Source organism: Occultella kanbiaonis, from assembly GCF_009708215.1.
Lineage (GTDB): Bacteria > Actinomycetota > Actinomycetes > Actinomycetales > Beutenbergiaceae > Occultella > Occultella kanbiaonis.
Genome location: NZ_CP046175.1, coordinates 625583 through 651299, shown reverse-complemented (window position 1 = coordinate 651299; position 25717 = coordinate 625583). Strand labels below are relative to the sequence as shown.

Genomic DNA, 25717 nt, shown 5'->3' with positions numbered 1-25717 from the left:
GCTACGGCGCGTAGCACCGAACCTCGGCGACGGCGGCCGAAGGGTCGCCGTTCGTCGCGTGCACCACGAGCCGCAGCCGGGTCACGAGCTCCGGCTCCGGCAGGTCGTGCTGGCGCCGGCGGCTCGCGTTCTCGTCGATGGTGAGCACCCGGCGCAGGTCGCCATCGCCGTCCGCGACCTCGATCGAGTAGGACCTGGCGGCCTGCGGGTCCCGGTATCCGGGCGGGTACCTGTCGTACTCGCGCAGCAGGCTGCCCGCGAAGGTCAGCTCGACCCGGCCGATCCGCTGCGGGGTGTCCCAGGCCAGCTCGAGCCATTGGTCCAGGACCTGCGCCGGGTCGGAGCGCCAGAGGTTCGTCGAGCCGTGCGGCCGGGTGACCCCGGTGAGCACCTCGGACGCCGGGTAGGTGGACTGCGGCGGGTCGATCCGGTGCGACAGGGTGATCGCGTCCAGGTACCGGCGCATCCGGCCCGAGCCGATCCGCACCCCCGAGAGGCAGCCCGGCACAACCGTGCCGGCCCGGTGCCAGGAGATCTCCGGGTCGGCGTCGAGGTCGAGGCGGACGTAGCGCACGTCGCCGGCCACCCCCTCCGGCAGGTCCTGCGCGGACAGGTCCACCTCCCAGGACACCCAGACGCGCTCCCCCGGCGGCACCTCCAGGTCCGTCTTCGCCAGGACCGGCGCGTCGTCGATGCGGTAGTCCCAGATGTGGTCCACGGCCCGCAGCCGCGCGGCGAGCGTGCGGGTCTCGGTGGAGGTGTTCGTCAGGCACACGGAGACCTTCCGCAGACCCGGTGCGCCGGCACCCACCTCGACGGCGATCCACTGGCCGCGCACGTCGGCCAACACGTCGCCGGTGCGCCGGGAGTGGTCGGCGAGCCCGCCGGCCACGCCCACCGACTCCGGTCCCGCCCCGTAGGCGAGGGCGCTGGAGGAGGCGCTGACCGTGGCCTGCCGGGCCAGGTCCGAGGCATCGGTGTTGCGCACACTCGGCAGGAACGCCCCGTCGCGCAGCAGTCGCTGCTGGATCACCTCGATCGAGCGGGTGGCGACCTCGTGCACGGGTACGCCGTCCCGGATGGCGACGGCGGCCGCGGTGCCGGCGGCCTGGCCCATGATCGCCGTCGTCGCCTGCACCCGGACGGAACCGAGGGCGACGTGCGTGGCGGAGACGTTGCGGCCGGCCATCAACAGGTTCGGGACGTCGAGCGCGATCAGTGAGCGGAGCGGGACCCCGAACGGGCCGACGTAGGCGGCGACGGCGGCCGGTGCGGTGGTCTCGTGCCCTTCCGCGGCCGTCGGCTCGCTCGTGGCGGCGAGCAGCCCGCCGGGGGTGTGCAGGTCGATGTTCCAGCCGCCGAAGGCGATCTCGTCCTCGAACGGCTCGGGCCGGGTCAGGTCGCCCTCGGTGAGAAGGTGCTGGCCCATGATCCGCCGGCTCTCCCGCTTCCCCGGCACCTGGCCGATCCAGTCCAGGGCGAAGGTGCGCGCCCGGTCGCGCAGCTGGGGGTCCTTGTTCTTGACCCAGTCCCACACGCCGAGGGCGTGCCGGGTCAGCTCGTGCCGGATCGTCTCCGCGTCGTAGATGGTGTGCCACGGCACCCCGATCTCGATCCACCAGTACCCGCCCTTCAGCGTCGACGGCCTGCGGCCGCCCTTGTAGAAGAATGCGGCGTCGTCGTAGCTGACGGCCCACTCCGGGAGCGTGAAGTCCACCGGGTGACCGACGTCCTTCGTCTTGATGTGGATGGAGTTGCCCATCACGTCGTCGGAGGCCTCGAGCGGGGCGTGCGGTTCGTCGAACTCGGCTCGCGCCTCGGTCCCCATCCGCCACGGGGCGCCGGCGAGCGCGGCGACCACGCCGTCGCCGGTGCAGTCCACGAACACCTCGCCGCGGAAGGTCGTCTCCGTCTCGGCGCTGGCCGTGTAGCCGACGACGGCGTCGATCCGGCCGTCACCGCCGACGCTCACCTCACGCACGGCGGTGTTCAGCCGCAGCTCGAGCCCGGGGGTCCGCTCGACCAGGTCGTACATGGTCAGGTCCCAGACGCTGTTGGTGAAGCCGTTCTCGAAGATCTCCTCGTGGTTGAGCAGGCGTTCCTGCTCGAGCAGGTCCCCGATGATCCCGGTCTCCCTGGCGTAGCCGTGGTAGTTCGCGGAGCCGCGGGGGACCACCCGCACCTCGGAGGAGCTGTTGCCGCCGAGGACCGGACGGTCCTGGACGAGCACTGTCGAGAGGCCGAGGCGAGCAGCGGCGACGGCGGCGCTGACGCCGGCGAGCCCGCCGCCGCAGACGACGACCTGGAACGTTTCCTGACGGGTGTTCACGTGGATTCCTCAACTGATGTGGTGGTGGACGGGCGGACCGGGTTCATCCCTTGAGCCCGGTCGTGGCGATGCCCTGGATGAGCTTGCGTTGGAAGAGCAGGAAGGTGATGAAGACCGGCAGCAGGGACAGCAGCGACATCGCGAAGAGCTGACCGTAGGAGGAGTTCCCCATCGCGTTGACGAACATGCGCAGCCCGAGCGGCACCGGGTAGTCGTTGAGGTCGCTGAGGTAGATCAGCGGCCCGAGGAAGTCCTCGTAGGTCCAGATGAAGGTGAACACCGCCGTGGTGGCCAGGGCCGGCACGGTGAGCGGGAGCATCACCGAGCGGAACGTGCGCCAGCGCCCGGCGCCGTCGATCTCCGCGGCCTCGTCGAGCTCGCGCGGGATGCCCCGCATGAACTGGATGAGCAGGAAGATGAAGAAGGCGTCCGTCGCCAGGAACTTCGGCACGATCAGCGGCAGATAGGTGCCCACCCAGTCGATGGCGGAGAACAGGGCGTACTGCGGGATCAGGGTGACGTGCCCGGGCAGCATCATCGTGCCGAGCATGACCGCGAACCACAGCTTCTTCAGGGGGAACCGCAGCCGGGCGAACGCGTAGGCGGCCAGGGTGCAGGCGATCAGGTTGCCGAGCACGGCACCGACGCAGATGACGAACGAGTTCAGCATGAACTGCCCGAATCCGGGTGGGTTCGCGACCCAGCCCGCGGGGTAGTTCGAGAGGTCGATGCCGCTCGGGATCACCGAGGGGCTCGAGAAGATCTCGCTCTCCGGCACCACCGAGCTGCGCGCCATCCACAGCAGCGGATAGATCGAGACGACGCAGACCAGCACCATCAGCCCGTGCCAGGCGATCGTCCGCAACGGCGTTCGCCTGGTCGGGCGCGGCTGCGGCGGCACCCCGCGCCGGCGGTCAGTGGCACGCTCGGCGGTCGGCGCCGTCATGACTCGTCCCCGTAGTACACCCAGCGGCGGGCGCCGAGGAAGTTGACGGCCGTGAACACCGCGATGATCGCGACGAGCACCCAGGCCATGGCCGAGGCGTAGCCCATCTCGAACTCCCCGAATCCCTTGATGTAGAGGTAGAGCGTGTAGAACAAGGTCGAGTCCACCGGGCCACCGGTGCCGTTGGAGATGATGAACGACGGCGTGAACGCCTGGAACGCGACGATGGTCTGCATGATCACGTTGAAGAACACCAGCGGCGTGAGCAGCGGCAGGACCACGGAGAAGAAGCGCCGCACCGCGCCGGCGCCGTCGACGGTGGCCGCCTCCAGTACCTCCTGCGGGATCTGGCGCAGGCCGGCGAGGAAGATCACCATCGGTGAGCCGAACTGCCAGACCGCCAGCACGATGATCGTGAGCAGCGAGGTGTCCGGCGAGGAGATCCAGCTCGGCCCGTCGATGCCGACGAGCGCGAGGATCTGGTTCACCGCCCCCTCGCCGCCGAAGAGCTGGCGCCACAGTACGGCGATGGCGACGCTCCCGCCGAGCAGCGAGGGCAGGTAGAGCACCGCCCGGTAGAACGACATGCCGCGCACCGTCCGGTTCATCAGCAGCGCCAGCCCCAGCGCGACGGCGAGCCGCAACGGCACGGAGGCGACCACGTACGTGAACGTCACCCGCAGCGACTGGAGGTAGCGCGGGTCGTCGGTGAACATGGTGCGGTAGTTGTCCAGGCCCACCCAGACCGGGTCGTGGAACAGGTCGTACTCGGTGAAGGACAGGTACGCCGAGACCAGCATCGGGCCGAGCACGAGCCCCACCAGGCCGATGAACCACGGCAGCAGGAAGAGGTAGCCGGCCCGAGCCTCGCCGCGCCGGCGGGGCGAGCGCCGGGGCTTGGGGGCGCGGCCGCGGACCGCGCCCCCCGAGAGTGCCGCACCGCCCGGCCGCACCGGCGCTGCGGACCTGGCGGCCGCCGTCGTCTCAGCCTTCAGCATCGGCGAAGAACGCATCCAAGGCCTCGTCGATCGTCATGTCGCCGAACGCCACCGACTCGCCCAGCTGACCGAAGAGGGTGCGGGAGTCCGCGAAGCCGTCGGGCCAGAGCCGGTTCAGTGGACGCGAGTTCTCCGCGACGAGGTCCATGTACTCGACCGCCGGGCGCTCCTCGTCGCTGACCACGTCCACCAGCTGCTCGCGGGCGGCCGCCGTGGGCGGGATGCCCAGCGAGACACCGAGCGTCTCGATCGCGTCGGGGTCGTTGACCAGGTGGTCGATCAGGTCGGCAGACCCCTGCGGGTTCTCCGACCACGCCGAGATGGACCAGAGGCTGGCAGCGTTGATCCAGAGGCTGGGGCTCTCGGCGTTGTACGGCGGCAGAGCGATGTCGAGCGCCGCGTCGGTGACCGACTGGAGTGCGACGTAGTCCTGGGTCCAGGCGAAGCTCGCGGCGGCCCGGCCGGTGGCCAGCGGGCTGCCCGGCAGGTTGCCGCTGGCCTCGGCGGTGGCCTCCGCGGGCGGGACGGCACCGCTCTCGCGCAGGTCCGCCCACAGCTGGAACCAGTTGCGAAGGTCGTCGGGCGTGGCGTTGATCGCTCCGTCGTCGTTGTAGAACTCTCGTCCGCTGTCGCGCACGTAGAGGATGAACAGGATCATGTCGCCGCTGCCGTCCTGGACTCCCCAGGCCTCGCCGCCGCTTGCGGTGTGCACCTCGTTCGCGAACGTGACGAGGTCGGCCCAGGTCCACTCCCCCTCGGGAGCGGCGACGCCCAGCTCACCGAGCAGATCGGCGTTCGTGACGAAGCCGGTCGCGTTCGTCGCGGCGACAACGCCGAAGGTCTGGTCACCGATCGCACCGAAGTCGCGGATGCCGTCGTCGAGGCCGCTCAGGTCGAGGTCCACCTCGGAGAGGTCGAGCAGGGCGTCCCGGCCGGCGTAGGTGGGGAGCTGACTCGCGGCCTGCATCACGACGTCGGGGATGTCCCGCCCGGCGACCTGCGTGGCGAGTTTGTCCCAGTAGCCGTCCCAGGGCTGCGGCTCGACGGTGACCGCCGGCCCGCCGGCCTCGGTGAACGCGGTGATGGCGGCGTCGAGGGCCTGGTTCTGGTTGTCCTCACCCCACCAGGCGGCGCGGATCGGGGCCGACGGGTCGGCTGCCCCGCCACCGGGATCCTCGGGCCCGCCGCCGATGCCGCACGCGGCGAGCGTGAGGGCGGCGCAGGTGGTGAGGGCGATCAGCGGAGCATGGCGGTGCGTGCGCCGAGTGGATTTCACGGTTTCTCCTATGGCCTGGCTTCGATGACAAGCAGTACAACGTTAGACGAGTGTGGCACGAAGGCAGATGGGCCTGTCAAGGCGCGATTGCACCGGTTCGAACGGCGCGCAGAGCCTCGGCTACGCGTATAGGGTCTGCGGTATGTCAGATCCGACATATCCCGAGCCGGGCCAGCCGCGGCAGCGCTCCATCGGCATCAAGGACGTGGCCGCCGCGGCCGGCGTCTCGTGGAAGACGGTCACGAACGTCATCCACGGCCGCCCCAATGTGGGGCCCGCGACCAGGCGACGCGTCGAGCAGGCGATCCAGGACCTTGGCTACCGCGCCAACCTGGCCGGGCGCCAGCTCCGACACGGTCGCACCGGTCTGCTGACGGTGTCCGTCCCCGACCTCGCGACCCCCTACTACGCCGACCTGGCTCGGTCGATCGTGCAGCGCGCCCGCGAGGACGACTACACCGTGCTCATCGACGAGACCGGGCACTCCATCGCCCGCGAAACGGCTGCGGCGCGCGGATACGCGGTGCGCTTCACCGACGGCGTCATGCTGAGCCCGTCGCGTCTGACCGCCACCGAGATCGGCGCCCTGCGCAGCGACACCCCGATCGTCCTGCTAGGCGAGCAGCCCGAGTCCGGCGGCCTGGACCACGTCAGCATCGACAACGGCGCCTCCGCCCGGGAAGCCACCCGACACATGCTCACGCTCGGCAGACGCCGGCTCGCGTTCCTCGGCGCCGAGATCGGACCGAGCCACCGGCGCGCGTCGTCGCTGCGCATCGCGGGCATCCAGCAGGCACTGGCCGCCGAGCAGGACCGACCGGAACTCACCCTCATCGAGACCAGCGAGTTCAGCCGGTCCGAGGGATTCGCCCGGACGCGCCTGGCGTTCGAGGCGGGCCCCACGCCCGACGCCCTGCTGTGCGCGACCGACCTGCTCGCCGTGGGCGCGCTGCACGCCCTCGCCTCCCTCGGGCTGCGCGTGCCCGACGACGTCGCAGTGCTCGGTTGGGACAACGCACCTGAGGGCGAGTACTCCTGGCCGCCGCTGACGACGATCGCCCCGGACATGGGTGACTTCGCCACCCAGTCGCTGAACCTGCTCATCGCTCGGATCGCAGAGCCGGAGGCGCCGCCGCGTCGAGCCCTGGTCAAGCACCGCCTGGTCGTGCGCTCGAGCACGCTCGGCCGGGCAGCCACGTTCAACCCGGCCGTGCCATATCAGATCAGATATGAGGAGCCGAGCCCAGCGATGCTGATTCGCAAGGCCCGCGCGCGGGCCGGCATGACCCAGGCGGCGCTGGCCACGGCCGCCGGCACCTCCCAGGCGATGATCGCGCGCTACGAGGCGGATGCGGTGAGCCCGACGGTGCCGTCGTTGCGCCGGATCCTGCGGGCACTCGGCAGCGACCTGCACCTGGATGCCACACCGACGGCGGACTGAGTACCGCCCGGCGACGCCGTCGAGGCCATGATCGCCGCCGGCGGGTTCGTCCTAGTAGTTCTGCCGGCCTCGCGGGTCGTCGTACCGGCGTCCGTGCGGACCCTGGTAGCCACCTCGCGGCCGGTCGTCGCGGCCGTACCGGTCACGGTCTCCGCGTGGCCGGTCGTCGTGGTCGCCGTGATCGCGGCGCTCGTCCTGGCGGCGCCGGTCGTGATAGTCGGCGCCACCGCCGAGACGGTAGGGCTCGGTCCGGTATCCGGGGCCGCGCGGATAGCGTCCGCCGCCGGGCGACCGTTCCCGACGGCGGTCGTACCGTTCATCCTCGTAGTCCCACCCCCGGCGTGGGTCTTCCTCGTAGTCCCGCCCCCGGCGCGGGTTGTCCTCGAACCGGCGCTCGCGGGGTCGCTCCTCGACGACGGGCGCCTGGACCTCCATCCGGGCCTGGCGATCCTGCTCGCGGCGCTGCCGCTCCTGCGCCTCCAGGGCGCGGCGCTCCTCCTGCTCGCGTCGCTGTTGCTCCTGCGCCTGCCGGGCGCGGTCCTGGACCTTCTGGAACTCGGCGCGGACCTGGGCGTAGGCCTCTCGGACGGCCGCCTCCACCCCAGGGATCGCGCTGGTGAACTGGGACTCCGAGCGCTGGGACATGTCCATCCCCATCAGGATGTCGTCGAGCGAGACCTTCGACTGCGTGGGCAGGAGCAGGTTGCGCGAGGGCGCGATCTGCAGTCCGGCGAGCAGTCGGCCGAGGCGGCCCGGGGCCTCCCGGACCGCTGCCCGGAACACCTCGCCGCCCTCTCCGAGCTGGAGGGCGTACTGCTCGATCAGGGTGGCGATCGTCTGCCCGCCACGGTGGCTCTCGTTGCGTAGTTCCTGCAGCCGGCTCGAGACGGAGGCGAACCGCATGTCGTGGGCGAGCTGGATCGAGACCTCGCCCTCGCGGCTCATCCTGGCCACCATGGCGGGCCAGTCCGGGTCGATCTGGGCGGCCATGTACGGCAGCCCGTGGCGCTGCTCGAGCATCAGGTAGAGGTTGGTGGAGGTGAGCGGCTGGGGCGCCGTCAGCACGGCATCGAGGGCGAGCACCACGTCCTGGCTCACCTTCCAGGCGGCGGCGATCCGACCCGGCTCGGCCTGCACCCACCGCTGGAACTGTTGCGGCGTCAACCGGGCCCGCCGCAGCACGCGGTCCATCGGGGCCACGCCCACCGCGATCCGCAGATGGTGCCCCGTGTTGGCGCGCAGGAGCACCTCGAGCGCCGGCCAGGCCGCGTTCACGGCCGCCAACGGGTTGCTCACATTGCCCCGATCGAGATGGGCGTAGTAGACGAGGTCGTCATAGAGCTGCTGCAGCGTGGTCACCCGGGCCAGGTCGCGCGAGGCCTTCCCGACGCGCACGGCCAACCAGTCCGGTACGCCGAGGATCGGGAACTCACCGGCCGAGATGCCGTCGATGTAGTGCGTCTGCGTGTTCGCTGCGGCGTTCGGCACCTGCAGCTGGTTCGCCGGGATGTCGACGGTCATCCCTGGGGCCCAGACTCCGAACATGGGATCCCAGGTGCTGTACTCGGCGCGGATGGAACTCGGGAAGAACGCGAGGTGCGGATCGCCGACCTGCCCCGCGGTGCCCGGCGGGTGGAAGCCGACCTCCACGTGATAGTGCAGCCACTTGCCGAGGAACGGCTGCGCCTTCGCGTTGTACTCGAAGTTCACCCAGGGGTTGCCGGTGTTCGTCGCGGACTTCGTCGGAACCAGGTGGGCCGGATCGTGGCCGTCTCCGCCGAGGGTCGCGTTCAGCAGGTGGAACCGCACCCAGCCCTGGTGCGCGAGCTGGGCGTTGTTCGCCGCCACCCCGGCGACGACGAACTGGCTGACCCAGTGCCAGCCGAGCGGGTCGTAGCCATTGGCGGTCGGGATGGGCTTGATCACCTCCAACGGGTCGACGAGCGCCTCGACCTCGCCGGCTCGTTCCTTCCGCGGATCGCCCGGGGCCTGCATCTGCTGGGTGGCGTGCTTCCACACTCCCGACCGCCGCGGCGGGGAGTCCTTGTGGGCGATCGTGGTGCGCTGGACGTCGCCCCCGACGTCGGCGGCCGGTGCCGTGCGGGCCCCGATCAGGCGTGTCACGCCGCGGTTGCCGAGGCTGCGCTGCAGGCCGAGGAGGTCGCCGAGCAGCGCCGTCGGCACGCGCGGCCCGCCCATGACCGGGGTGCGCCGCCCCGACCCGGCGGCGGCAGCGCCGGCCGGCCCGCCCGGCCACGCGGACAGCGAGCCCCACCGACCGGCCGACGCTCCGCCGTCGACCATGGTCTGCCCGGGCAGCTCCGCGGACGGCGAGCGGCGCGAACGGTCCGACGTTGCGCCGTCGCCAGTGGTCTGCCCGGCCGTCGTCAGCATCCGTGGTCCTCACCTGGATAACCTCGGCGTGAGCCTATGGCGTTCCGGGGCGCGCCGACCCTGCCGGGCCGACCGGCCGAACGGGCAGCGTGGAGGTCCGTTCGGGCAGCGACGTTCGCCGGTGTCAGGCCTCGACGGCGTGGGCCTCCTCGTGCGTGGTCGTCCAGAACCGGGCGGTGACCACGAGACCGAGCACCAGCAGTACCGAGGTCAGCAGAAACGGCCAGCTGCGGTCCATGCCGGACAGCCAGCCGCTGATCCATCCGAAGGGGGCGGTGGCGAGCATCACCGTGGTGCGTTGGATGGCCATCACGCGGGATCGCTCGTTGCGATCGACGTGAAGTGCCACCAGGGACTCCGACAGCATGAACAGGATCCCGGCGCCGAAGGCATCGAGCAGCAGGCAGCCGGCCAGGAGCAGGTAGGTCGACAGAGCAGCAGCACCATCAGGGGCGGGGATGCTCACGAGCAGCAACTGCCCGGCGAGGTACACGGAGAAGCCGATCAGGGTCGGCACCTTCAGTGCGCTGGCACGCGTGAGCCGCGGAATGATCGTGAAGAAGAACAGCACGGACAGCAGCGAGCGGACCATCGGGAAGAACGGCAGGAGCGCGTCGGGCACGCCGAGCCGCTGGTTGATCACCACCTGCCAGAAGATGCCGTTCACGAGGGCGACGGCGCCCACGAGCGCCGCGATCACCAAGGAGAAGATGGTGCCCTTCGAGCGGACGATCAGGCCGAGCACCGTTCGGTACTCCCAGAGCGATCTCCAGATGCTGATCCCGCGCGTCTGCTCCATCCGGACCAGCCCGGTCGCCGTCTCGGTGGTGTAGCGGTACAGGAGCCAGACCTTCACCGTGATGATGACGAACGCGTTGAGGTAGAGGATCCGCACCGCGAGCTCCAGGCCGAGGTTCGCGACGAGCAGGGCGGCTATCGGCGCGAACAGTGCCGAGAACTCGGCCGCCACCTTGACCAGCGAGTAGACCTTGGGGATCTCGGACCGGTCGACATCCTCCACGAGCAGGCAGTCCCACGAGTTCTGGGTGACCTGCCAGACGCCGTTGATCACGGACGCGATCAGGAACCACCAGAAGTCCTGCGCGAACGCCCAGATCAGACAGGGGACCGCCCAGGCGATGATGTCGAACAGGGCCGTGGTGCGGCGACGCCCGAGTTTGTCTGTGATCACACCGCTGAGCAGGCCGAAGACCACCTGCGAGAGGATCGAGATGGTGGCCAACAGGCCGATCTGGGTGTCGTTCACGCCCAGGGTCAGCATGAACACCGACGCGTAGGGCAGCACCAGCATCATCGACAGGCCCCACAGGGGCTCGGTGTACACGGCGGCGCGACCGTTGCCTCGGAGGTTGAGGAGGGTCGCGATCATCGGGTTGCGGGGGCGCTGCACCGCAGGAGTCAACCGCGTCGCCCCCAGGTTGTCCATTCCCGCGAGTCCGTGGCGCCCGTGCGTGCGCGGGCCAGGGTGGGCGCCCTCCTGCCAACGCGCGAGCCCGGCATCCACGTGGGCCCGCTCGGCGCCCCCCTTCGCAAGGTCAGGGTTGACGCGGACGCCCGATCGATCAATACTTAGGCACATGCCTAACTATCGTGAGGATCTGGATCGGGTGTTCCACGCCCTGTCCGATCCGACGCGACGCGCCCTGATCGAACGGCTGGTCCGCGGCCCGGCCTCGGTCACCGAACTGGCCCGCCCGTTCGAGATGGCCCTGCCGTCCCTGCTGCAGCACCTCGGCGTGCTGGAACGGGCCGGTCTCGTCACCTCGACGAAGGTGGGCCGGGTCCGCACGTTCCAGCTCGCCGTCGAGGCACTGAGCCCCGGCGCGGACTGGATCGGACGGCAGCGGCTCCCCGCCGAACGGCGCCTCGACCGGTTGGGCGACTTCCTCACCCCTGACAACACGAAGGAGAACTGAGATGGACACACAGACCGGACACAGCCAGACGCACGCGACGTTCGTGATCGAACGGACCTATCCCGCATCACCCGCACGGGTCTGGCACGCACTCTCCGACAACGACGCCCGGGACCTGTGGTTCTCCGGCGAACCCGAGTTCACCCAGACCGAGAAGTCCCACGACTTCCGGGTGGGCGGGCACGGCACCGAGGACGGCCAGTGGCACGGCGGCCCGCGGTCCCGCTACCACTCGACCTACACCGACATCGTCGACCTCACCAGGATCGTCTTCACCTACGACATGTGGGTCGACGACCGGCACATGTCCACCTCGCTGGTGACGATCGCGCTCGAGCCCGACGGCGACGCCACCCGGCTCACCTACACCGAGCAGGGCGCCCACTTCGACGGGCTCGACGATCCGGCCGGCCGCGAGGAAGGCACCAAGGGGCTGCTGGACAAGCTCGGGGCGTCGCTCTGACCGGGTCCGGCCACACCCCCCACTGACGACGAAGGCAGGAGAACGATCATGACCAAGGTCACCGCACAGATGTCGGTCTCGCTCGACGGCTTCTACGCCGGCCCCGAACACACCGACACCGCCACGAACTGGATCGACAGCGCCGAGGCAGCCGGGTTCTACCGCGTGACCCGCTGGGCCACCGACGCCGCAGCGTGGCGGGAACGCCAGGGCTTCGCCGGCGGCGCGGACACGTCCGACTCGGACATCATCGCCGAGACCTTCGCCGCCGCGGGCGCCTACGTCATGGGCCGGCGGATGGCCGACGGCGGCGAGGTGCCCTGGGGTGAGGTGCCACCCTTCCGCGCCCCCGTCTTCGTGGTCACCCACCGACCGCGGCCGGTGCTGCACCGCGGCGGCGGCACCAGCTTCACCTACGTCACCGACGGCGTCGCGAGCGCGGTGGCGCAGGCCAAGGCGCAAGCCGGCGACAAGGACGTCCAGGTCGCCGGTGGCGGCTCACTGGTGCGTCAGGCGCTGGCGCTCGGGCTGGTGGACGAGCTCGAGCTGCACATCGCCCCGGTGCTGCTCGGCGACGGGTTGCGGCTGCTCGGCCCCGAGCTCGGCCTCGGCGACAAAGAGGGCATCGAGCTGACGCCCGTCCGCGTCATCGGCACCGACGGGCTCACCCACATCCGGTACCGCATCGAGGGCAGGCAGCCGCTCGTGCTCGACAACCGCGGACGGGACGAAGGGCCGGTCGTGGTGGCGGGCGCCGACGCGTAGAGGATCGATCGTGAGCCCGGCCGACCGGCGCAGCACTCAGACTTCGTGGTCGGTTCGGGAGCGGATCACGATGTCGGGCGGGCCGATGCGGGTGAAGACGACGTCCATCCACGCCGTCCAAGCCCCGTCCGATCGGCTCTCCCAGTGCGCTCGCATGGTGTCGGTCCCGGTGAAGGTCAGCGTCGCGCGGACGTCCGGGAGGTCGTTGTGGTACCGACCGTCCGTGTCGAAACTCCCGACGGCTCGCTCGACGGTGCCGTCCGCACCGTAGGAGGTCTGGTCGAAGGACTGCCCATCCCCGTCGCGAGGGGTGAAGAACTCGATCGACTCGGAACGCTCGCCGAACATGGTCACGTCCACGCGATGCACCATCGTCTGCTCGCCCGGGAACCACTGGTAGACGTCGTACCCGCTCCACCGTTGACCGTCCTGTTCGCCGCCATCGACGATCTGCCCCTCGGTGCGCCACGTGCCGACCAGGCGACTCATCGATCGGCGAAGGTCGTCATTCATGGTCATCTTCTCCCTCAGCGACGATCTCGGCCTTGAAGCCGGCGGAGTTCTCCAGCCAGCCCGCGTAGTGGTCCGGCCCGCCGGCGTGCGGGTAGCGCTCCTGGTAGAGCGGCCGCCAGCCGTGCTCCGGCGCGTCGGCCATGATCGCGTCGACCGCTGCCTGCGGGCCCGCCTTGAACGCGAGGTGGTTGAGTCCGGGACTGCGGCGATCGTGCACGGGCGTCGTCAGGTTCGGCGAGGTCGTGAAGGTGAGGTAGGCGCCGCCGGCGGTCCAGGTCTGGCCGCCGGACCAATCACCGTCCAGCGCGAAACCCACTCGGGTCAGGAGCCAGCCCCACTCAGTCCGGGCCTGTTCGAGGTCGGCGATCCACAACTCGACGTGATGAAATCCGGGCACCGGGTCATCCTGTCAGTCCGGGCCGGATGCCGGGTTGGACGGACACGCTGCCGCACGGGAGCGATGAGTTTCACCGTGGCTCTCGGTCTGCCTCCAGGGGTCAACCAACCACGCGAGGAGCCGATCATGACCGTCACCTACACCTTCGACGTCTTCAGCAGCCTCGACGGCTTCGGCGCCGCCGGCGGCAACTGGACCGGATACTGGGGCAAGCAGGGCCCCGAGCTGCTCGACCGTCGTCTCGCCCTCTATGACGAGGAGCAACGGATGGTGTTCGGAGCGAACACGTTCCGCTCGTTCGTGGAGATGCTCGCCGCGAGCACCGAGGCCTCCGACGTCCGCGACCCCTGGGTCACCCGGATGCGGAACCTGCCCACCACGGTCGTCTCGAACACCCTGCACGGCCCCCTCGACTGGCCGGACGCGACCGTCGTGGGCGGCGACGCCGTCGACGTCGTCGCCCGGCTGAAGGAGGAATCCGAGGTGCCGTTGCGCTCCCACGGCAGCCTCGCGGTCAACAACGCGCTGCTGAACGCCGGCCTGGTCGACATCGTGCAGGTCACGCTCTTCCCCGTGATCACCGGCGAGCACGGCATGGATCCGATCTTCAAGGGCGCCGCCGACTTCGACCTCGAACTACTCGAGACCCGGACTCTCGATGGCAGCATCCAGGAGTTGATCTACCGGCCGAGCCTGCACGGCTGACCTGTGGTCCGTGCGCGTGGTCGTCCACCCAGTTCGCAGAACTGCTTGACTGAGCACGTGAGCGAGGCCCGACTGATTCTCACCTGCGGACTGCCCGGGGCGGGCAAGACCACGCTCGCGAGGCAGCTAGCCGCGGACCGGGGCGCCGTGCGCCTCACGAAGGACGACTGGCTTTGGGCTCTCGGTCCCACCCCGTGGGCCACGACGACCCAGGCGAGGGTGAATCACGAACTCTGGCAGCTCGCCCAAGAGATCGTGCGCCTTGGCCTCAGCGTTGTCCTCGACTTCGGGTTCGCGGCGCGGGCCGAACGTGACCAGGTGCGTTCCGTGGCTCGTGGACTTGGCGTCGGCGTCGAACTGCACGTGCTCGAGGTGCCGATGGACGACCTCTGGCGGCGCATCGAGGCTCGGAACTCGAAGCCACCTTGGGACAGCGCGCCCATCAGCCGCGCCCACCTTGAGGAGTGGGCCGCCCTTTTCCAGGCGCCCGATGCTGCCGAGCTCGCGTTGTTCGACCCCCCACCAGGGTCAGGCTGAATCGCGCTGTCGTGCGGGACTTCCAACGCTCAGACCTGGGTTCCGAGCCCACCAGCCGATGAGACACCCGAGCACTTCTCCGTCGACCCGGATTGCGGTTGACAGGTCGGCGCCGATCGCGGCGCTGGGGTCACCTGATCTGCCGCACGTCGGCCACCGAGCTCCATGCGGCGTCGGCAGTCCAGACCGTCGCACCGAGCCGGTCGCCCAGCGCAAGACAGAACCGATCAGCGAGGGAGAGCCCGGAGCCGCGCCGCCAGATCCGCGCAGCAGCCTCGGCGTCGTCGATCGTCGCCGGTTCGACCTGTACTCCATAGCTCGACAAGAGCGCGGCCGCGACTGCCCAGTCCCCGCCCACGGATCGGACCTTCTGAGCCACTTCCGACCAGTTCACCGCCGAACAGTGCGCCTGATCGGTCAGGACGGACTCGACAACGTCGGCCCCCGCCTCACCTTGGAGGAACGCCAGGAGTGCGGAGGCGTCAAGTACCGACCTCACGCAGCGTCCTCTGCGATTGCGGCTCGGCGTCGTTCGTCGAGGAGGTCACTGACCAGGTCGGAGCCCTCAAGTTGTCGACGCAGGTGGGCTCGCGCCTGGTCACGAGTCATGACGACCAGGCCGGTCTCACTCTCAACGAGGATCAAGGGCGTGCCGATGCTCAAGCCCGCGCGCCCCCGCAGTTCCGCGGGAACCACGAGTCGACCGCGGTCGCCCATCGTGACTACGTACGTACCACCCATGCATCGAAGATACCACTCCACCCACGACGATGGGCCGACGTGTCGGTGATGCGGTCATCCCGGACGTCGCCGATCCCACCGAGGTCCGGTCCGGAACCTGGGCCCGTCGACCCGCTGCCTCAGCCGCGCACGGGCACTTCCTGCAGCGTCCAGGTGTTGCCATCGGGGTCGTCGAACGTGACGAAGTTTCCCCACGCCTGCTCATCGACGCCGTTGGCCTCGACGCCCACCGACCGCAGGTGTGCGAGCGCCTCCTCGGCGTTCGGCACGACGACCTGGATCGTGTTCTGCTGGCCGGGTTCCAGGGTCCCCCCGAGCCCCGTACCGAAAGCGATCGAGCACGCCGAGCCGGGCGGGGTCATCTGCACGAACCGAAGTCCCTCGAACGGCGTCTGGTCGTGGTCGGCGTTGAAGCCGATCCGGACGTAGAACTCCTTGGCCCGATCCACATCGGTCACCGGCACATGGATCAGTTCGATCTTCCAGTCCATCGGTCATCCCTTCCTCGCGGCGACCGCTCTCCGATCACCTGAACCACACCCTACGGAGAGATCAGGTCAGGACCTGGCCGCTACCGCGATCGACTCGCGAGGGCCGTCGCGCCGCTCCCTGAGCCTCGCCGTCGACGACCCCGCGGCTACCCTTCCACCATGACGGCGCTGTCGCACGACCCGCTCTGGCCCCGTGCCGGCGACTGGCCGCCGCTGCCCGCCGACCCTGCCGACCACGTCGACCTCACCCTGATCGGCATCCCCACCCACCGCACGTCGCTGTCCCCCACCGGCGCGCACGCCACGCCCGCCGCGGTCCGCGACGCACTGCGTCGCTACAGCCAGTTCGTGGTGCCCGACGGCGTAGGCCCACCTTGCGCGGATCTCGGCGCCCTGGCCTTCGCCGACGTCGGCGACGTCCCCGAGCCGGATGGCCCGGACGGCGAGGCCCGCGCGATGCGCTCGGTCGCGCAGGCATCGGCTCGCTCACGCGCCCTGGTCGCACTCGGCGGCGACAACGCCGCGACCGTGCCCGCAGCCCTCGGCACCTGGGGCGCGGACCTCGCGACGGCGGGCCTTGTCACCCTGGACGCCCACCACGACCTGCGCGACGGCGTCAGCAACGGCTCCCCGGTCCGGCGCCTGATCGAGGCCGGCCTGGACGGGCAGCGTGTGGTGCAGGTCGGCATCGCAGACTTCGCGAACTCGCGGGCCTATGCGGCCCGAGCGCTCGAACTCGGGATCACGATCGTCCATCGCGACGAGTTGCACCGGCGCCCGATGGCGGACGTGATGGCGCAGGCCCTGGAGATCGCCTCGGCGGGCGGCGGCCCGGTGCACGTCGACCTCGACGTGGACGTGTGCGACCGGTCGGTGGCACCCGCCTGCCCGGCCTCGGTACCAGGCGGGATCGCCGCGCACGAGCTACGGGCCGCAGCCCGCGCTGCCGGAGCACACCCCGCCGTCGCCTCGGTCGATCTCACCGAGATCGACGCGACCGCGGACACGTCCGACCAGCGCACGATCCGACTTGCCGCACTGTGCGTGCTCGAGGTCGCCGCGGGACTGGCGCTACGCCGCTAGGCCACCGTCATCCCCTGCCTCTACGCGAGGTCGAGCCGTCGGAGCACCTCCAGTCCGGCTGCGTTGGAGGGGTCGACGGCGAGGACCTCGCCAGCCACCCGTGCCGCCTCCGCAGGCGGCAGCAGGCGCTCCGGGTTGTTGTGGAAGGACAGCAGGTGCTCCTTGATCGAGACGTCCTCAGGCTCGAGAGCCAGGGCTCGCTGTGCGTGGACGAACGCCACCGGATAGGCACCCGGGTAGATGTTGAGTGCGAGGCCCAGTACCTCGGACGCCGCGACGTGGAGTTCGGCCGACTCACCCCGCTGGAGCAGTCCGACGTACAGGCCGTAACAGGACAGCGACTGGTGGTCGAAGGCCTCGCCGAGCATGGCCTCGCGGAACTCGGTCAGGTCCAGCTCGGCGGCGACGCGGACGGCCGACGTGAGATCTCCGGATCGAACATGGCCGACGAGTGCCTCTACCCCACTGGTGGCATCCATCTTCACTCCACCCACGCGTCGGAGACCCTGGGCTGGCCGCCGATCACGGTGAAGATGACCGCGATCCGCTCGCCACCGAAGTCATGGACCCGTTGGAAGGTCGAGACCTTGTACGTCGTCTGCTCGCCGTACTGGATGGCCGCGTACATCAGCGCCGCCACCTGGTTCCAGCTGGGCTCGTGCAGCACTGCGTCGGCACGCTCGTCGGACGGCTGGAATGTGGCCGGCGCCGCGACCGCCTTGACCCAGTTGTGTTTCGGCACCGCGATGTGCTTCTTGCTCTGCACGCTGAGAGCTCCGATCGCGGCGGACAGGTCGTCCACCTGGACCGCGTTGCTGATGAGCGATTTCTGCGTGAGCACCGGAAAGCCCGAGACCGCCTGCGCCAGCCTGGTGGAGGCGAACGCGTCCTGCGTCTCATAGGCAGCCACGGCCAGGTGCTCGAGCGATGCGCTCCTGAGCATCTCGAGCGAGGGACGGTTCTTCCTGAACAGCGATGCCAGCCGGATGAACTGGCCGGTGAACAGACTGGTCATCCCGGCGCCACCCTCGGCGTCCAGGCGGTTCTTCAGGTCCTTGTACTCCGACGTTGTGACCCGCTCCTGCGCCTTGGCCCGGTCCACGAGCCGCTGCACCGGCCGGCCGGCTTGGAGCAGGCGCGCCACCGCCGCGTTGCCGGCGGAGCGCTGCAGGTCCAGGACGTCCTGCTGTGCCGTGCCCGGCCGCGGCGGCACCGGCTGGACATCGCGGGTCGGTGCAGACCCTGTGCGCCCGGGTTCTTCGTGGCGTCGGTCCCGCAGGTCCATTCGGCCCGCCTTCCTGGTCCGGTCCAGCCGGTCCGTGTTCGGCGTCAGCCCTCGTCCTTGAGCACGTCGACCTTGGTCCCGAGTGTCTTGGGGCTGGTCTCCTGCAGATGGTTGAAGGCCATCAGTCCGCCGTCCTTGTTGATCCTGACCATCGGCTTTGCCTGGCCGTGCTCGATCTCGAACTTCACGAATGGGCCACTGACGGCGCCCTTCACCTGTCGACCCTCGGAATCCTTGTTGGTCTTGCCGACCACCAGGACGCTGATGGCCGGGTAGGAGTTGGTCGTGGTGTAGTCCGGTCCGCTCCGGAGATCGGTGTCCTTGTTCGTCTCTCGCAGGTCGGCGAAGAGGGTCGCCGGGTCCACGAAGAAGACAGTGTTCTTCGTGCGCCGGTCCTCCCTGGCGCGCTGGTAGTACACAGCCGCGACGGCCTGATCCCGCGCGTCGGCTGTGCTCACGTCCGGCATGGCCTCGGTGCCGACGTGCTTCTCCCGTAGGTCCTTGCCCACCTCCTGCTTCATCGAGTCGACACGGAAGCGCTGCACCGCGGGCGTGGCGGAGCCGGCAGCCGAACCGGCCAGCACCCGGCCCATGGCCCCATTGCCGATCAGCCGCTGGATGCTCGCCGTGCTCGTTGCGGAGAGGCCCGCTCGGCGACCCTGCGCCATGGCGGCGATCACGGCACTCAGACCCGCGGGTTCGTCTCTGGCGGACGATCCCCGGCGGACCGGGGACGTCTCCCGGAAACGCTGGACGTGACGTGGCTCCATGGGTCTCCTCATGGCTGTGGAGGGCGACCGAACTACCGTCGCGGCGGAGGCTGCGGTCTGCTCAATCATCGTCATGCGGCGTTCGCGACACTCGCGTTGCGGGTGCAGCCGGAAGGGCACCGTGATGCGCCCTTGCGGGCAGACCTGCGCCAGGAACCACACGAGCCTGTCGCGGCGACCAGTCCGGGTGGCGATCTCGGCGGTGTCCCCGGGCCGACACGATTCGCCCTCTCGTGGATCCGATGATCACGGATCGCCCGAGTGACCGGCCCGGACACCCGTAGCCTGACGGTCGTGAGTGCGCGCGAACTCGCCTGGCGAGGACTGTACGAGCTGCTCGCCGCGCGGGTCCGTCGGCCCGAGTGGGCCTTCATGAACTACGGCTACGCGCCCCCCGACGGGCAGCACCTGGACCTCCAGGACGCGGACGAGCCCGACCGCATGTGCATCCAGCTCTACGACCACGTCCTCGGCGTGACTCCGATGAGTGGAGCAGACGTGCTGGAGGTCGGCTGCGGCCGCGGCGGCGGGGCATCGTTCATCGCTCGCTACCGCGATCCGCGCTCGACGACGGGTTTGGACTTCTCCCGCAGGGCCATCGCCCTGTGCCGACGGGACCGGGTCGGCCCCGGCCTGACCTTCGTCCAAGGCGATGCGCTCGATCTGCCCTTCCCCGACAACTCCTTCGATGTCGTCGTCAACGTGGAGTCGTCACACTGCTACGACTCGATGGAGCGGTTCCTCGCGCAGGTACACCGAGTGCTGCGCCCGGGAGGCCATCTCCTGTTCGCCGACCTGCGGTCAGCCGACGGGATGGCCACCCTTGGTCGCCAGCTCCGGTCCGGTCGGCTGGACCTCGTGGAGACGCGCGACATCACGCCGCGGGTCCTGGCCGCACTCGACCTGGACGACGATCGCCGTCGTGCCCTGATCGCGGCGTGGATCCCTCGCGTGTTCCATCGTGCCTTCAACCTGTTCGCCGGGCTGCGGGGGACGCGGACCCACGCGCGGCTCGCTGCGGGCGAGACCAGGTACCTCAGTGCGCGTCTGGTCAAGCGGGCACCGGTGGAGCCCACCGCGCCCGGCGGCGCGGGGCGACCGTCTACCTGAGCACGACGACGGCGACCTCTTCTACAGGTCACGGCGCCTGGCCAGGGCGGCAACCTCGGCTGTGTTGCCCGCCAGTTCGATGGCCAGGGCATATGCCGCACGAGCATCCCGATTGCGGCCCAGGCGGCGCAACAGGTCCGCGCGGGTCGCGTGAAAGGAGTGGTAGCCGGCCAGCGGTTCCACGAGCCGGTCGACGGCGGCCAGCGCCACCTCGGGTCCGTCGAGCTCGGCGATCGCGATGGCCCGGTTGAGCGCCACGATCGGCGATGGATCGAGGCGGACAAGCTGGTCGTAGAGAGCGACGACCTGCGACCAGTCGGTCTCCTCCATGGTGCGGGCTGAGGTGTGCACCGCATTGATCGCGGCGAGGACCTGGTAGCGGCCGGGAGCCGCTCCCGTCGCCAGGCGCTCGCGCACCAGCCGGTGCCCCTCGGCGATGAGCGCCGCGTCCCAGGCGCCCCGGTCCTGCTCGTCGAGCGTGACCAGCTCACCGCCCGGCGACACCCTGGCCGGGCGGCGGGCCTCGATGAGCAGCATCAAGGCCAGCAGCCCGGCCACCTCACCGTCCTGGGGCAACAGCTCCCGGATCAGGCGCGTGAGCCGGATCGCCTCGGCCGTCAGCTCCGCCCGGACGGGATCGGCGTCGGGGCTCGTGGACAGGTAGCCCTCGTTGAACACGAGGTAGAGCACGGCGAGCACGCCGGACACACGGGCCGGGAGCTCGTCGGCCTCGGGCACTCGGTACGGGATGCGCGCCTCCTTGATCTTGACCTTGGCGCGGGTGATCCGGCGGGTCATCGAGTCCTCCCGCACCAGGAACGCGCGACCGATCTCGGCCGCGGTCAGTCCGCCGACCATGCGCAGGGTCAGCGCGACCCGGGCCTGCATCGCCAGGGCCGGATGAGCGCAGGTGAAGATCAGCCGGAGCCGCTCGTCGTCGATGGCACCACGAGGCACGCCGGGCCCTGCCGGGTCGTCGTACCGCACCTGGGCCTCCTTGTGCTTGTCCTCGCGCTTGCTCTCGCGACGGATCCGGTCGATGGCCTTGTGGCTCGCGGTCGTGGTCAGCCAGGCACCGGGATTCGGGGGCACGCCGTCGGCTGGCCACCGTTCGATGGCGGTCGCGAACGCCTCGGCGGCAGCCTCCTCGGCGACGTCGAGGTCCCCGAACCGCCGGGTCAGTGAGGCGACCACCCGTGCCCACTCCTCACGGTGGGCCCGGGTGATCGCCTCGTGTGGATCGCTCACTCGAACGGCGTCAGGAACGGCCGTACCTCGAGTTTGCGGTTGCACGCCCTCGATCCCTCAGCGGCGAGCCGGAGCGCCACGTCCAGGTCGGGCGCCTCCCAGATCCAGAGCCCGGCGAGGTGCTCCTTCGACTCGACGAAGGGCCCGTCGGAGAACATCGCCTCCTCGCCGCGGTTGTCGATGACCGTGGCCGAGGCGGGCGCCCCGAGGCCGCCAGCGAAGACCCAGTGGCCCTCGGCCTGGAGCCGGTCGTTGAACTCGTTGATCGCGGCCATCTCCTCGTCGGTGGCAAGGCCGGCGGTGCTGTCGATCACGGAAACCAGGTACTGCATGTCAACTCATCTCCTCTTGGCGGTTGTCAGTCGGTGGCGTATTGGGGGCGACCGGCGGGCCGGTAGACCTGCAGCGTGATGCCCTTGGGGAAGGCCCGCGAGGCGACCAGGTCGAGCGCCGCGTCCGGCCCGTTCTCGGGGAACAGCCGGGTGCCCTGGCCTACCACCACCGGGCAGACGAGCAGGGTGATCTCGTCGACGAGTTGGTGCTCGATCAGCCATCGGACCAGCTGGCCGCTGCCGTGCACCTGCAGTTCCCCGCCGGGCTTGTCCTTCAGCTCACGGATGGCTGGCGCGATCTCACCGGCGAGGACCGTCGTGTCCGCCCAGCCCGCGTCGGTGAGCGTGTTCGACGCGACGTACTTGGGCCGCGAGTTCAGCGCGTCGGCGATGGGGTTGCTCTCCGGACCCATCGCGCCCCAGTAGCCGGCGAACAGGTCGTAGGTGCGTCGGCCGAACAGGAACGCGTCGGCGCGCTGGTAGGCCTCGTTGACGTAGGCCAGTGACTCGTCGTCGAACAACGGCCTGGCCCATCCGCCGCGCTCCATCCCGGGGTCGAGGACCGGGTTCGGACCCCCGTTCGCCTGCATCACCCCGTCGACCGAGACCTGCGTGTTGGTCACCAGTCTCATGATCGCCATCCCTTCCGTCGTGGCGCCCATCCTGGGCTGCCCTCACCCCTACTACGAACGGCTCGAACCCGATCGGACACCGGCCTCCGGAGTTCGTCCGCCGATGCGTTCGCGCAGCGTGGCCGCGGCCCGCCCGGCCGCGGCCGCGTACGCGGCCCAGGCTGCGCCGTCAGGCATGTCATCGTCGGTGGGGAAGGTGATGGCGAGGCCCGCGACCGGGTGACCGGTGTGGTCGGACACGGCCACGGCGACGGACGCGAAGCCGGGCGTCACCTCGCCGTGCTCGGTGGCGTACCCGGTGCGGCGGACGTCGACGAGGAGCGAACGCAGCGCTGACGGCGTGGTCGGACCGGCGCCGTGCCGGTCGACGAACGCGTCGGCGTTGGGGAACAGCGCGCGCACCTGCGCCCGGGGCAGGTCCGCGAGGATGGCGCGCCCGCTCGCGGTCAGCTGCGCGGGCAGCCGCACGCCGACGTCGCTGACCAGCGGCGGTCTGCCGCGGGCGCGCTCCTCCACCACGTAGAGCACCTCCCGCCCGTGCAACACGGCCAGGTGGGCGGACTCGTGCACGGTGTCCACGAGCCGGGCGAGCACCGGCCGGGCCAGTCGCGCCAGCGGCGCCTGGCGCGAGTAGGCGGACCCGAGCTCGAACGCGGACACCCCGAGCCCGTACCGGCGCTCCTCCGGCAGGTGCACGGCGAACCCGTCCTGCTCCAGCACCGCGAGCAGGTGATAGACGCTAGAGCGGGGCAGGCCGAGGTCGCGGGCGATCGCGGCGGCAGGCACAGGGCCGGCCTGCGCGGCCAGGTAGCGCAGGATCGCGAGCGCGTGGGAGGCCGCCGGCACGGAGCTGCTCGTCGCCATCGCGTCTCCCTCTCGCGCGGACCCACGCCGGTGCGCGCTCGCGCCAAGCGTGGCACAACCGCTTGCCGGATGGTCGCCCGGTATGGCGGCCGCTCAGTCGCCGGTGCGCTCGTAACTGAGGAACATCGCACCGCTCTCCAGCACGGTGTGCCCGGCCATCGCCCACGTGCGCGGATCGAACGCCGCCTTCTGCGAGAACAGCGGGATCCCGGTGCCGATGGTCAGCGGCGCGACCTTGAGCGTCAGGGCGTCGATCTCGGCGTACAGCGATCCGGCCAGCTCGGCGCCACCCAGCAGCCAGATGTCCTTGCCGGGCTGCTGCTTGAGCTCGCGCACCGTGGCCACCGGGTCGTCCGCGACCAGCTCGACGTCCGGGGCGGGGACCTCGGTCAGGGTCCGGGAGAAGACCAGGTGTCGCAGGTGCGGGAAGGCGTCCGCGATCCCGGCAGCGAGCCCGATCTCATAGCTGCGCCGCCCCTCGAGCACGGTGTCGAAGCGCGTGCCCTCCGCAGTCACGGACAGCGCCTCCCGCGCCTGCACGGGCAACGCCTCCGGGTACTCGGCCACGAAGTGCTCCAGGTAGTCCGGCGCGATGGGCCAGAACCCGTTCGGCCCGGTCGGGTCGGCGCCGTCCGGTCCCGCGATGAAGCCGTCGAGGGTGATGGCGATGAAGTAGTGGAGTCTGCGCATGCCGGCCTTTCGGGATCGATCACCCGGGGGACCCTCCCCGGAGGTTCAGCCCTCAATCGTAGGTGCGTCTGCCATCCCAGACGACATGCGCCGCACAGGACTGGGTTTGTGCGCCCCCGCGCAGTGGGATGTCGACATGGACATCGAAGTCGTCGAGGTCGGTCCCGGACCGCTCACCCCGGAGCAGGTCGTCGCCGTCACCCGCCGTGACGCCCACGTGGAACTGCGCCCCGACGCGCTGGCCGCGATCGACGCCAGCCGCGCCGTGATCGAGACCCTCGCCGACGACTCCCAGCCGCACTACGGCGTCTCCACCGGCTTCGGTGCCCTCGCCACCACGCACATCCCGCCCGAGCGCCGCGCCCAGCTGCAGCGCAGCCTGATCCGCTCCCACGCCGCCGGCGCCGGACCCGAGGTGGAGCGTGAGGTGGTCCGCGCACTGATGCTGCTGCGCCTGTCCACCCTCGCCACCGGCCGCACCGGGGTACGCCGCGAGACCGCGCTCGCCTACGCCGCGATGCTCTCGGCGGGCCTGACCCCGGTGGTCCACGAGTACGGCTCGCTCGGTTGCTCCGGCGACCTCGCACCGCTCGCGCACGTGGCGCTCGCCCTCATCGGTGAGGGCTTCGTGACAACGCCCGACGGCGTGGCGGCGCCCGCGGGCGAGGCGCTCGCCCGGGCGGGGCTCGCCCCGGTCGTGCTCGCCGAGAAGGAGGGCCTGGCGCTGATCAACGGCACCGACGGCATGCTCGGCATGCTCGTCCTCGCCGCGCACGATCTGGGCCTGATCCTGCGGACCGCGGACGTCGCAGCCGCGATGAGCGTCGAGGCGCTGCTCGGCACCGACGCCGCGTTCGCGGCCGATCTGCAGGCGCTGCGCCCGCATCCCGGGCAGGCCGACTCGGCCGCGAACCTGCGCACCCTGCTCGCCCGCAGCCCGATCCTGGCCAGCCACCGCGACCCGGCCGCGTGCACCCGCGTGCAGGACGCGTACTCGCTGCGCTGCGCACCACAGGTGCACGGCGCAGCCCGCGACACCCTCGCCCACGCGAACGCGACCGCCGAGCGCGAGCTGGCCTCCGCCGTCGACAATCCCGTGGTCACGCCGGACGGGCGGGTGGAGTCGAACGGCAACTTCCACGGCGCCCCGATCGGCTACGTCGCCGACTTCCTCGCGATCGCCGTCGCGGACGTGGCGTCGATGAGCGAGCGCCGCACCGACCGGTTCGGCGACCGCGGCCGCAGCAACGGGCTGCCGCCGTTCCTGGCCGACGACCCGGGCGTGGACTCCGGGCTGATGATCGCCCAGTACACCGCGGCCGGGATCGTCTCCGAGCTCAAGCGCCTCGCGGTGCCGGCCAGCGTCGACTCCATCCCCAGCTCGGCGATGCAGGAGGACCACGTCTCGATGGGCTGGGCCGCCGCGCGCAAGCTGCGTCGCGCCGTCGACGGACTGCGCTCGGTCGTCGCCATCGAACTGCTCACCGCGGCCCGCGGGCTGGACCTGCGCCGCCCGCTCGAGCCGGGGCCGGCGACGGCGGCCGTGCGGGACGCGCTGCGCGCCGCGGGTATCCCGGGGCCGGGGCCGGACGAGCCGGTCGCGCCGCAGATCGCGGCGGTCACGCATGCGCTGGCGGACGGGGCGGTGGTGGCCGCGGCCGAGTCGGTGACGGGGCCGCTGCGGTAGCGGTGGCGGGGCGCTGGTCGTGGCCGCACTCAGCGTGCCCGCGATCCCGACCTGGCAACACCCGCAAGGGCTGACCCGTCCGG

Annotated in this window: 27 protein-coding genes; 9 read left to right on the top strand and 18 right to left on the bottom strand. The window is 70.6% G+C overall.

What is annotated here, in order from left to right; all coding sequences use genetic code 11:
- Position 1: 1 nt before the first annotated feature.
- The 4 genes from GKS42_RS02855 to GKS42_RS02840 are packed head-to-tail and all read right to left on the bottom strand — an operon-like array spanning position 2 to position 5549.
- Positions 2–2329 (bottom strand): FAD-dependent oxidoreductase, encoded by a 2328-nt coding sequence (locus GKS42_RS02855; RefSeq protein ID WP_154792475.1) that lies wholly within the window; start codon positions 2327–2329, stop codon positions 2–4.
- A gap of 43 nt (positions 2330–2372) precedes the next feature.
- Positions 2373–3275, bottom strand: a complete 903-nt coding sequence (locus GKS42_RS02850) for a carbohydrate ABC transporter permease (protein WP_154792474.1) — start codon at positions 3273–3275, stop codon at positions 2373–2375.
- Positions 3272–4273, bottom strand: a complete 1002-nt coding sequence (locus GKS42_RS02845) for a carbohydrate ABC transporter permease (RefSeq protein WP_154792473.1) — start codon at positions 4271–4273, stop codon at positions 3272–3274. Before GKS42_RS02845 ends, GKS42_RS02850 begins: the two co-directional genes overlap by 4 nt.
- Positions 4260–5549 carry an ABC transporter substrate-binding protein gene (locus GKS42_RS02840; protein WP_168217725.1) on the bottom strand — a complete coding sequence of 430 codons (1290 nt, stop codon included), beginning with the start codon at positions 5547–5549 and terminating at the stop codon, positions 4260–4262. Before GKS42_RS02840 ends, GKS42_RS02845 begins: the two co-directional genes overlap by 14 nt.
- A gap of 142 nt (positions 5550–5691) precedes the next feature.
- Between GKS42_RS02840 and GKS42_RS02835 the strand changes: the two genes are divergently transcribed.
- Positions 5692–6990, top strand: a complete 1299-nt coding sequence (locus GKS42_RS02835) for a substrate-binding domain-containing protein (RefSeq protein ID WP_168217724.1) — start codon at positions 5692–5694, stop codon at positions 6988–6990.
- Positions 6991–7041: 51 nt separating this feature from the next.
- Here GKS42_RS02835 and GKS42_RS02830 read toward each other — a convergent pair whose 3' ends face one another.
- The gene (locus GKS42_RS02830) at positions 7042–9384 is read right to left on the bottom strand and encodes a hypothetical protein (protein WP_154792470.1); all 2343 of its coding nucleotides are present in this window, start codon (positions 9382–9384) and stop codon (positions 7042–7044) included.
- A 124-nt stretch (positions 9385–9508) separates the two neighbouring features.
- Positions 9509–10795, bottom strand: a complete 1287-nt coding sequence (locus tag GKS42_RS02825) for an MFS transporter (RefSeq protein WP_154792469.1) — start codon at positions 10793–10795, stop codon at positions 9509–9511.
- A 187-nt stretch (positions 10796–10982) separates the two neighbouring features.
- Here GKS42_RS02825 and GKS42_RS02820 point away from each other — a divergent pair, with 187 nt between their 5' ends.
- Genes GKS42_RS02820 through GKS42_RS02810 form a run of 3 tightly spaced genes read left to right on the top strand, consistent with a single transcriptional unit; the run spans position 10983 to position 12549 of the window.
- Complete coding sequence (locus GKS42_RS02820) at positions 10983–11321, top strand: ArsR/SmtB family transcription factor (protein WP_154792468.1); 339 nt, start codon at positions 10983–10985, stop codon at positions 11319–11321.
- 1 nt (position 11322) lies between these two features.
- Positions 11323–11784, top strand: coding sequence for an SRPBCC family protein (locus tag GKS42_RS02815; RefSeq protein ID WP_154792467.1), 462 nt, complete (start codon positions 11323–11325; stop codon positions 11782–11784).
- Between the two features lie 48 nt (positions 11785–11832).
- A complete protein-coding gene (locus GKS42_RS02810; protein WP_154792466.1) occupies positions 11833–12549 on the top strand; it encodes a dihydrofolate reductase family protein in 717 nt (238 codons plus the stop codon).
- Between the two features lie 36 nt (positions 12550–12585).
- On the opposite strand, the gene GKS42_RS02805 is transcribed toward GKS42_RS02810, so the two are convergent.
- Positions 12586–13062 (bottom strand): hypothetical protein, encoded by a 477-nt coding sequence (locus GKS42_RS02805; protein WP_154792465.1) that lies wholly within the window; start codon positions 13060–13062, stop codon positions 12586–12588.
- On the bottom strand, positions 13055–13459 hold the full coding sequence (locus tag GKS42_RS02800) for a VOC family protein (protein WP_154792464.1): 405 nt from the start codon (positions 13457–13459) through the stop codon (positions 13055–13057). Before GKS42_RS02800 ends, GKS42_RS02805 begins: the two co-directional genes overlap by 8 nt.
- A 126-nt stretch (positions 13460–13585) precedes the next feature.
- Between GKS42_RS02800 and GKS42_RS02795 the strand changes: the two genes are divergently transcribed.
- Both GKS42_RS02795 and GKS42_RS02790 read left to right on the top strand, forming a co-directional pair.
- Positions 13586–14164 carry a dihydrofolate reductase family protein gene (locus tag GKS42_RS02795; RefSeq protein WP_154792463.1) on the top strand — a complete coding sequence of 193 codons (579 nt, stop codon included), beginning with the start codon at positions 13586–13588 and terminating at the stop codon, positions 14162–14164.
- A gap of 57 nt (positions 14165–14221) precedes the next feature.
- Complete coding sequence (locus GKS42_RS02790; protein WP_154792462.1) at positions 14222–14701, top strand: P-loop nucleotide/nucleoside kinase family protein; 480 nt, start codon at positions 14222–14224, stop codon at positions 14699–14701.
- Between the two features lie 130 nt (positions 14702–14831).
- On the opposite strand, the gene GKS42_RS02785 is transcribed toward GKS42_RS02790, so the two are convergent.
- Positions 14832–15200 (bottom strand): type II toxin-antitoxin system VapC family toxin, encoded by a 369-nt coding sequence (locus GKS42_RS02785; protein WP_154792461.1) that lies wholly within the window; start codon positions 15198–15200, stop codon positions 14832–14834.
- Between the two features lie 361 nt (positions 15201–15561).
- Positions 15562–15933, bottom strand: a complete 372-nt coding sequence (locus GKS42_RS02780) for a VOC family protein (RefSeq protein ID WP_154792460.1) — start codon at positions 15931–15933, stop codon at positions 15562–15564.
- A 159-nt stretch (positions 15934–16092) separates the two neighbouring features.
- Here GKS42_RS02780 and GKS42_RS02775 point away from each other — a divergent pair, with 159 nt between their 5' ends.
- Entirely contained in the window at positions 16093–17016 is a 924-nt protein-coding gene (locus GKS42_RS02775; RefSeq protein WP_154792459.1) for an arginase family protein, read from the top strand.
- 20 nt (positions 17017–17036) lie between these two features.
- On the opposite strand, the gene GKS42_RS02770 is transcribed toward GKS42_RS02775, so the two are convergent.
- The 3 genes from GKS42_RS02770 to GKS42_RS02760 are packed head-to-tail and all read right to left on the bottom strand — an operon-like array spanning position 17037 to position 19071.
- A complete protein-coding gene (locus tag GKS42_RS02770) occupies positions 17037–17495 on the bottom strand; it encodes a hypothetical protein (protein WP_154792458.1) in 459 nt (152 codons plus the stop codon).
- Positions 17496–17497: 2 nt separating this feature from the next.
- A complete protein-coding gene (locus GKS42_RS02765) occupies positions 17498–18301 on the bottom strand; it encodes a polymorphic toxin type 35 domain-containing protein (RefSeq protein ID WP_154792457.1) in 804 nt (267 codons plus the stop codon).
- Between the two features lie 44 nt (positions 18302–18345).
- Positions 18346–19071, bottom strand: coding sequence for a hypothetical protein (locus GKS42_RS02760; RefSeq protein WP_154792456.1), 726 nt, complete (start codon positions 19069–19071; stop codon positions 18346–18348).
- A 294-nt stretch (positions 19072–19365) separates the two neighbouring features.
- Between GKS42_RS02760 and GKS42_RS02755 the strand changes: the two genes are divergently transcribed.
- A complete protein-coding gene (locus GKS42_RS02755) occupies positions 19366–20181 on the top strand; it encodes a class I SAM-dependent methyltransferase (RefSeq protein WP_154792455.1) in 816 nt (271 codons plus the stop codon).
- Between the two features lie 21 nt (positions 20182–20202).
- Here GKS42_RS02755 and GKS42_RS02750 read toward each other — a convergent pair whose 3' ends face one another.
- The 5 genes from GKS42_RS02750 to GKS42_RS02730 form a co-directional block, all read right to left on the bottom strand.
- Entirely contained in the window at positions 20203–21429 is a 1227-nt protein-coding gene (locus GKS42_RS02750; RefSeq protein WP_154792454.1) for an RNA polymerase sigma factor, read from the bottom strand.
- Positions 21426–21761 (bottom strand): YciI family protein, encoded by a 336-nt coding sequence (locus GKS42_RS02745; RefSeq protein ID WP_154792453.1) that lies wholly within the window; start codon positions 21759–21761, stop codon positions 21426–21428. The genes GKS42_RS02750 and GKS42_RS02745 overlap by 4 nt, the downstream gene beginning before the upstream one ends.
- A gap of 26 nt (positions 21762–21787) precedes the next feature.
- Complete coding sequence (locus tag GKS42_RS02740) at positions 21788–22393, bottom strand: dihydrofolate reductase family protein (RefSeq protein ID WP_154792452.1); 606 nt, start codon at positions 22391–22393, stop codon at positions 21788–21790.
- A gap of 51 nt (positions 22394–22444) precedes the next feature.
- Positions 22445–23257: an IclR family transcriptional regulator gene (locus tag GKS42_RS02735; protein ID WP_154792451.1), complete on the bottom strand. Its 813-nt coding sequence runs from the start codon at positions 23255–23257 to the stop codon at positions 22445–22447.
- A gap of 93 nt (positions 23258–23350) precedes the next feature.
- Positions 23351–23947 carry a dihydrofolate reductase family protein gene (locus tag GKS42_RS02730; protein WP_154792450.1) on the bottom strand — a complete coding sequence of 199 codons (597 nt, stop codon included), beginning with the start codon at positions 23945–23947 and terminating at the stop codon, positions 23351–23353.
- Positions 23948–24083: 136 nt separating this feature from the next.
- On the opposite strand from GKS42_RS02730, the gene hutH reads away from it, so the two are divergent.
- Positions 24084–25634, top strand: coding sequence for a histidine ammonia-lyase (gene hutH, locus GKS42_RS02725; RefSeq protein WP_154792449.1), 1551 nt, complete (start codon positions 24084–24086; stop codon positions 25632–25634).
- Positions 25635–25717 lie beyond the last annotated feature (83 nt).

Bases quoted from the DNA above. Each gene is read 5' to 3' on its own strand.
- GKS42_RS02795 (WP_154792463.1), top strand. From the start codon at position 13,586: ATGACCGTCACCTACACCTTCGACGTCTTCAGCAGCCTCGACGGCTTC.
- GKS42_RS02765 (WP_154792457.1), bottom strand. From the start codon at position 18,301: ATGGACCTGCGGGACCGACGCCACGAAGAACCCGGGCGCACAGGGTCT.
- hutH (WP_154792449.1), top strand. From the start codon at position 24,084: ATGGACATCGAAGTCGTCGAGGTCGGTCCCGGACCGCTCACCCCGGAG.
- GKS42_RS02815 (WP_154792467.1), top strand. From the start codon at position 11,323: ATGGACACACAGACCGGACACAGCCAGACGCACGCGACGTTCGTGATC.
- GKS42_RS02805 (WP_154792465.1), bottom strand. From the start codon at position 13,062: ATGAATGACGACCTTCGCCGATCGATGAGTCGCCTGGTCGGCACGTGG.
- GKS42_RS02730 (WP_154792450.1), bottom strand. From the start codon at position 23,947: ATGCGCAGACTCCACTACTTCATCGCCATCACCCTCGACGGCTTCATC.
- GKS42_RS02740 (WP_154792452.1), bottom strand. From the start codon at position 22,393: ATGAGACTGGTGACCAACACGCAGGTCTCGGTCGACGGGGTGATGCAG.
- GKS42_RS02735 (WP_154792451.1), bottom strand. From the start codon at position 23,257: ATGGCGACGAGCAGCTCCGTGCCGGCGGCCTCCCACGCGCTCGCGATC.
- GKS42_RS02820 (WP_154792468.1), top strand. From the start codon at position 10,983: ATGCCTAACTATCGTGAGGATCTGGATCGGGTGTTCCACGCCCTGTCC.
- GKS42_RS02850 (WP_154792474.1), bottom strand. From the start codon at position 3,275: ATGACGGCGCCGACCGCCGAGCGTGCCACTGACCGCCGGCGCGGGGTG.
- GKS42_RS02775 (WP_154792459.1), top strand. From the start codon at position 16,093: ATGACGGCGCTGTCGCACGACCCGCTCTGGCCCCGTGCCGGCGACTGG.
- GKS42_RS02810 (WP_154792466.1), top strand. From the start codon at position 11,833: ATGACCAAGGTCACCGCACAGATGTCGGTCTCGCTCGACGGCTTCTAC.
- GKS42_RS02770 (WP_154792458.1), bottom strand. From the start codon at position 17,495: ATGGATGCCACCAGTGGGGTAGAGGCACTCGTCGGCCATGTTCGATCC.
- GKS42_RS02845 (WP_154792473.1), bottom strand. From the start codon at position 4,273: ATGCTGAAGGCTGAGACGACGGCGGCCGCCAGGTCCGCAGCGCCGGTG.
- GKS42_RS02745 (WP_154792453.1), bottom strand. From the start codon at position 21,761: ATGCAGTACCTGGTTTCCGTGATCGACAGCACCGCCGGCCTTGCCACC.
- GKS42_RS02830 (WP_154792470.1), bottom strand. From the start codon at position 9,384: ATGCTGACGACGGCCGGGCAGACCACTGGCGACGGCGCAACGTCGGAC.
- GKS42_RS02780 (WP_154792460.1), bottom strand. From the start codon at position 15,933: ATGGACTGGAAGATCGAACTGATCCATGTGCCGGTGACCGATGTGGAT.
- GKS42_RS02760 (WP_154792456.1), bottom strand. From the start codon at position 19,071: ATGGAGCCACGTCACGTCCAGCGTTTCCGGGAGACGTCCCCGGTCCGC.
- GKS42_RS02835 (WP_168217724.1), top strand. From the start codon at position 5,692: ATGTCAGATCCGACATATCCCGAGCCGGGCCAGCCGCGGCAGCGCTCC.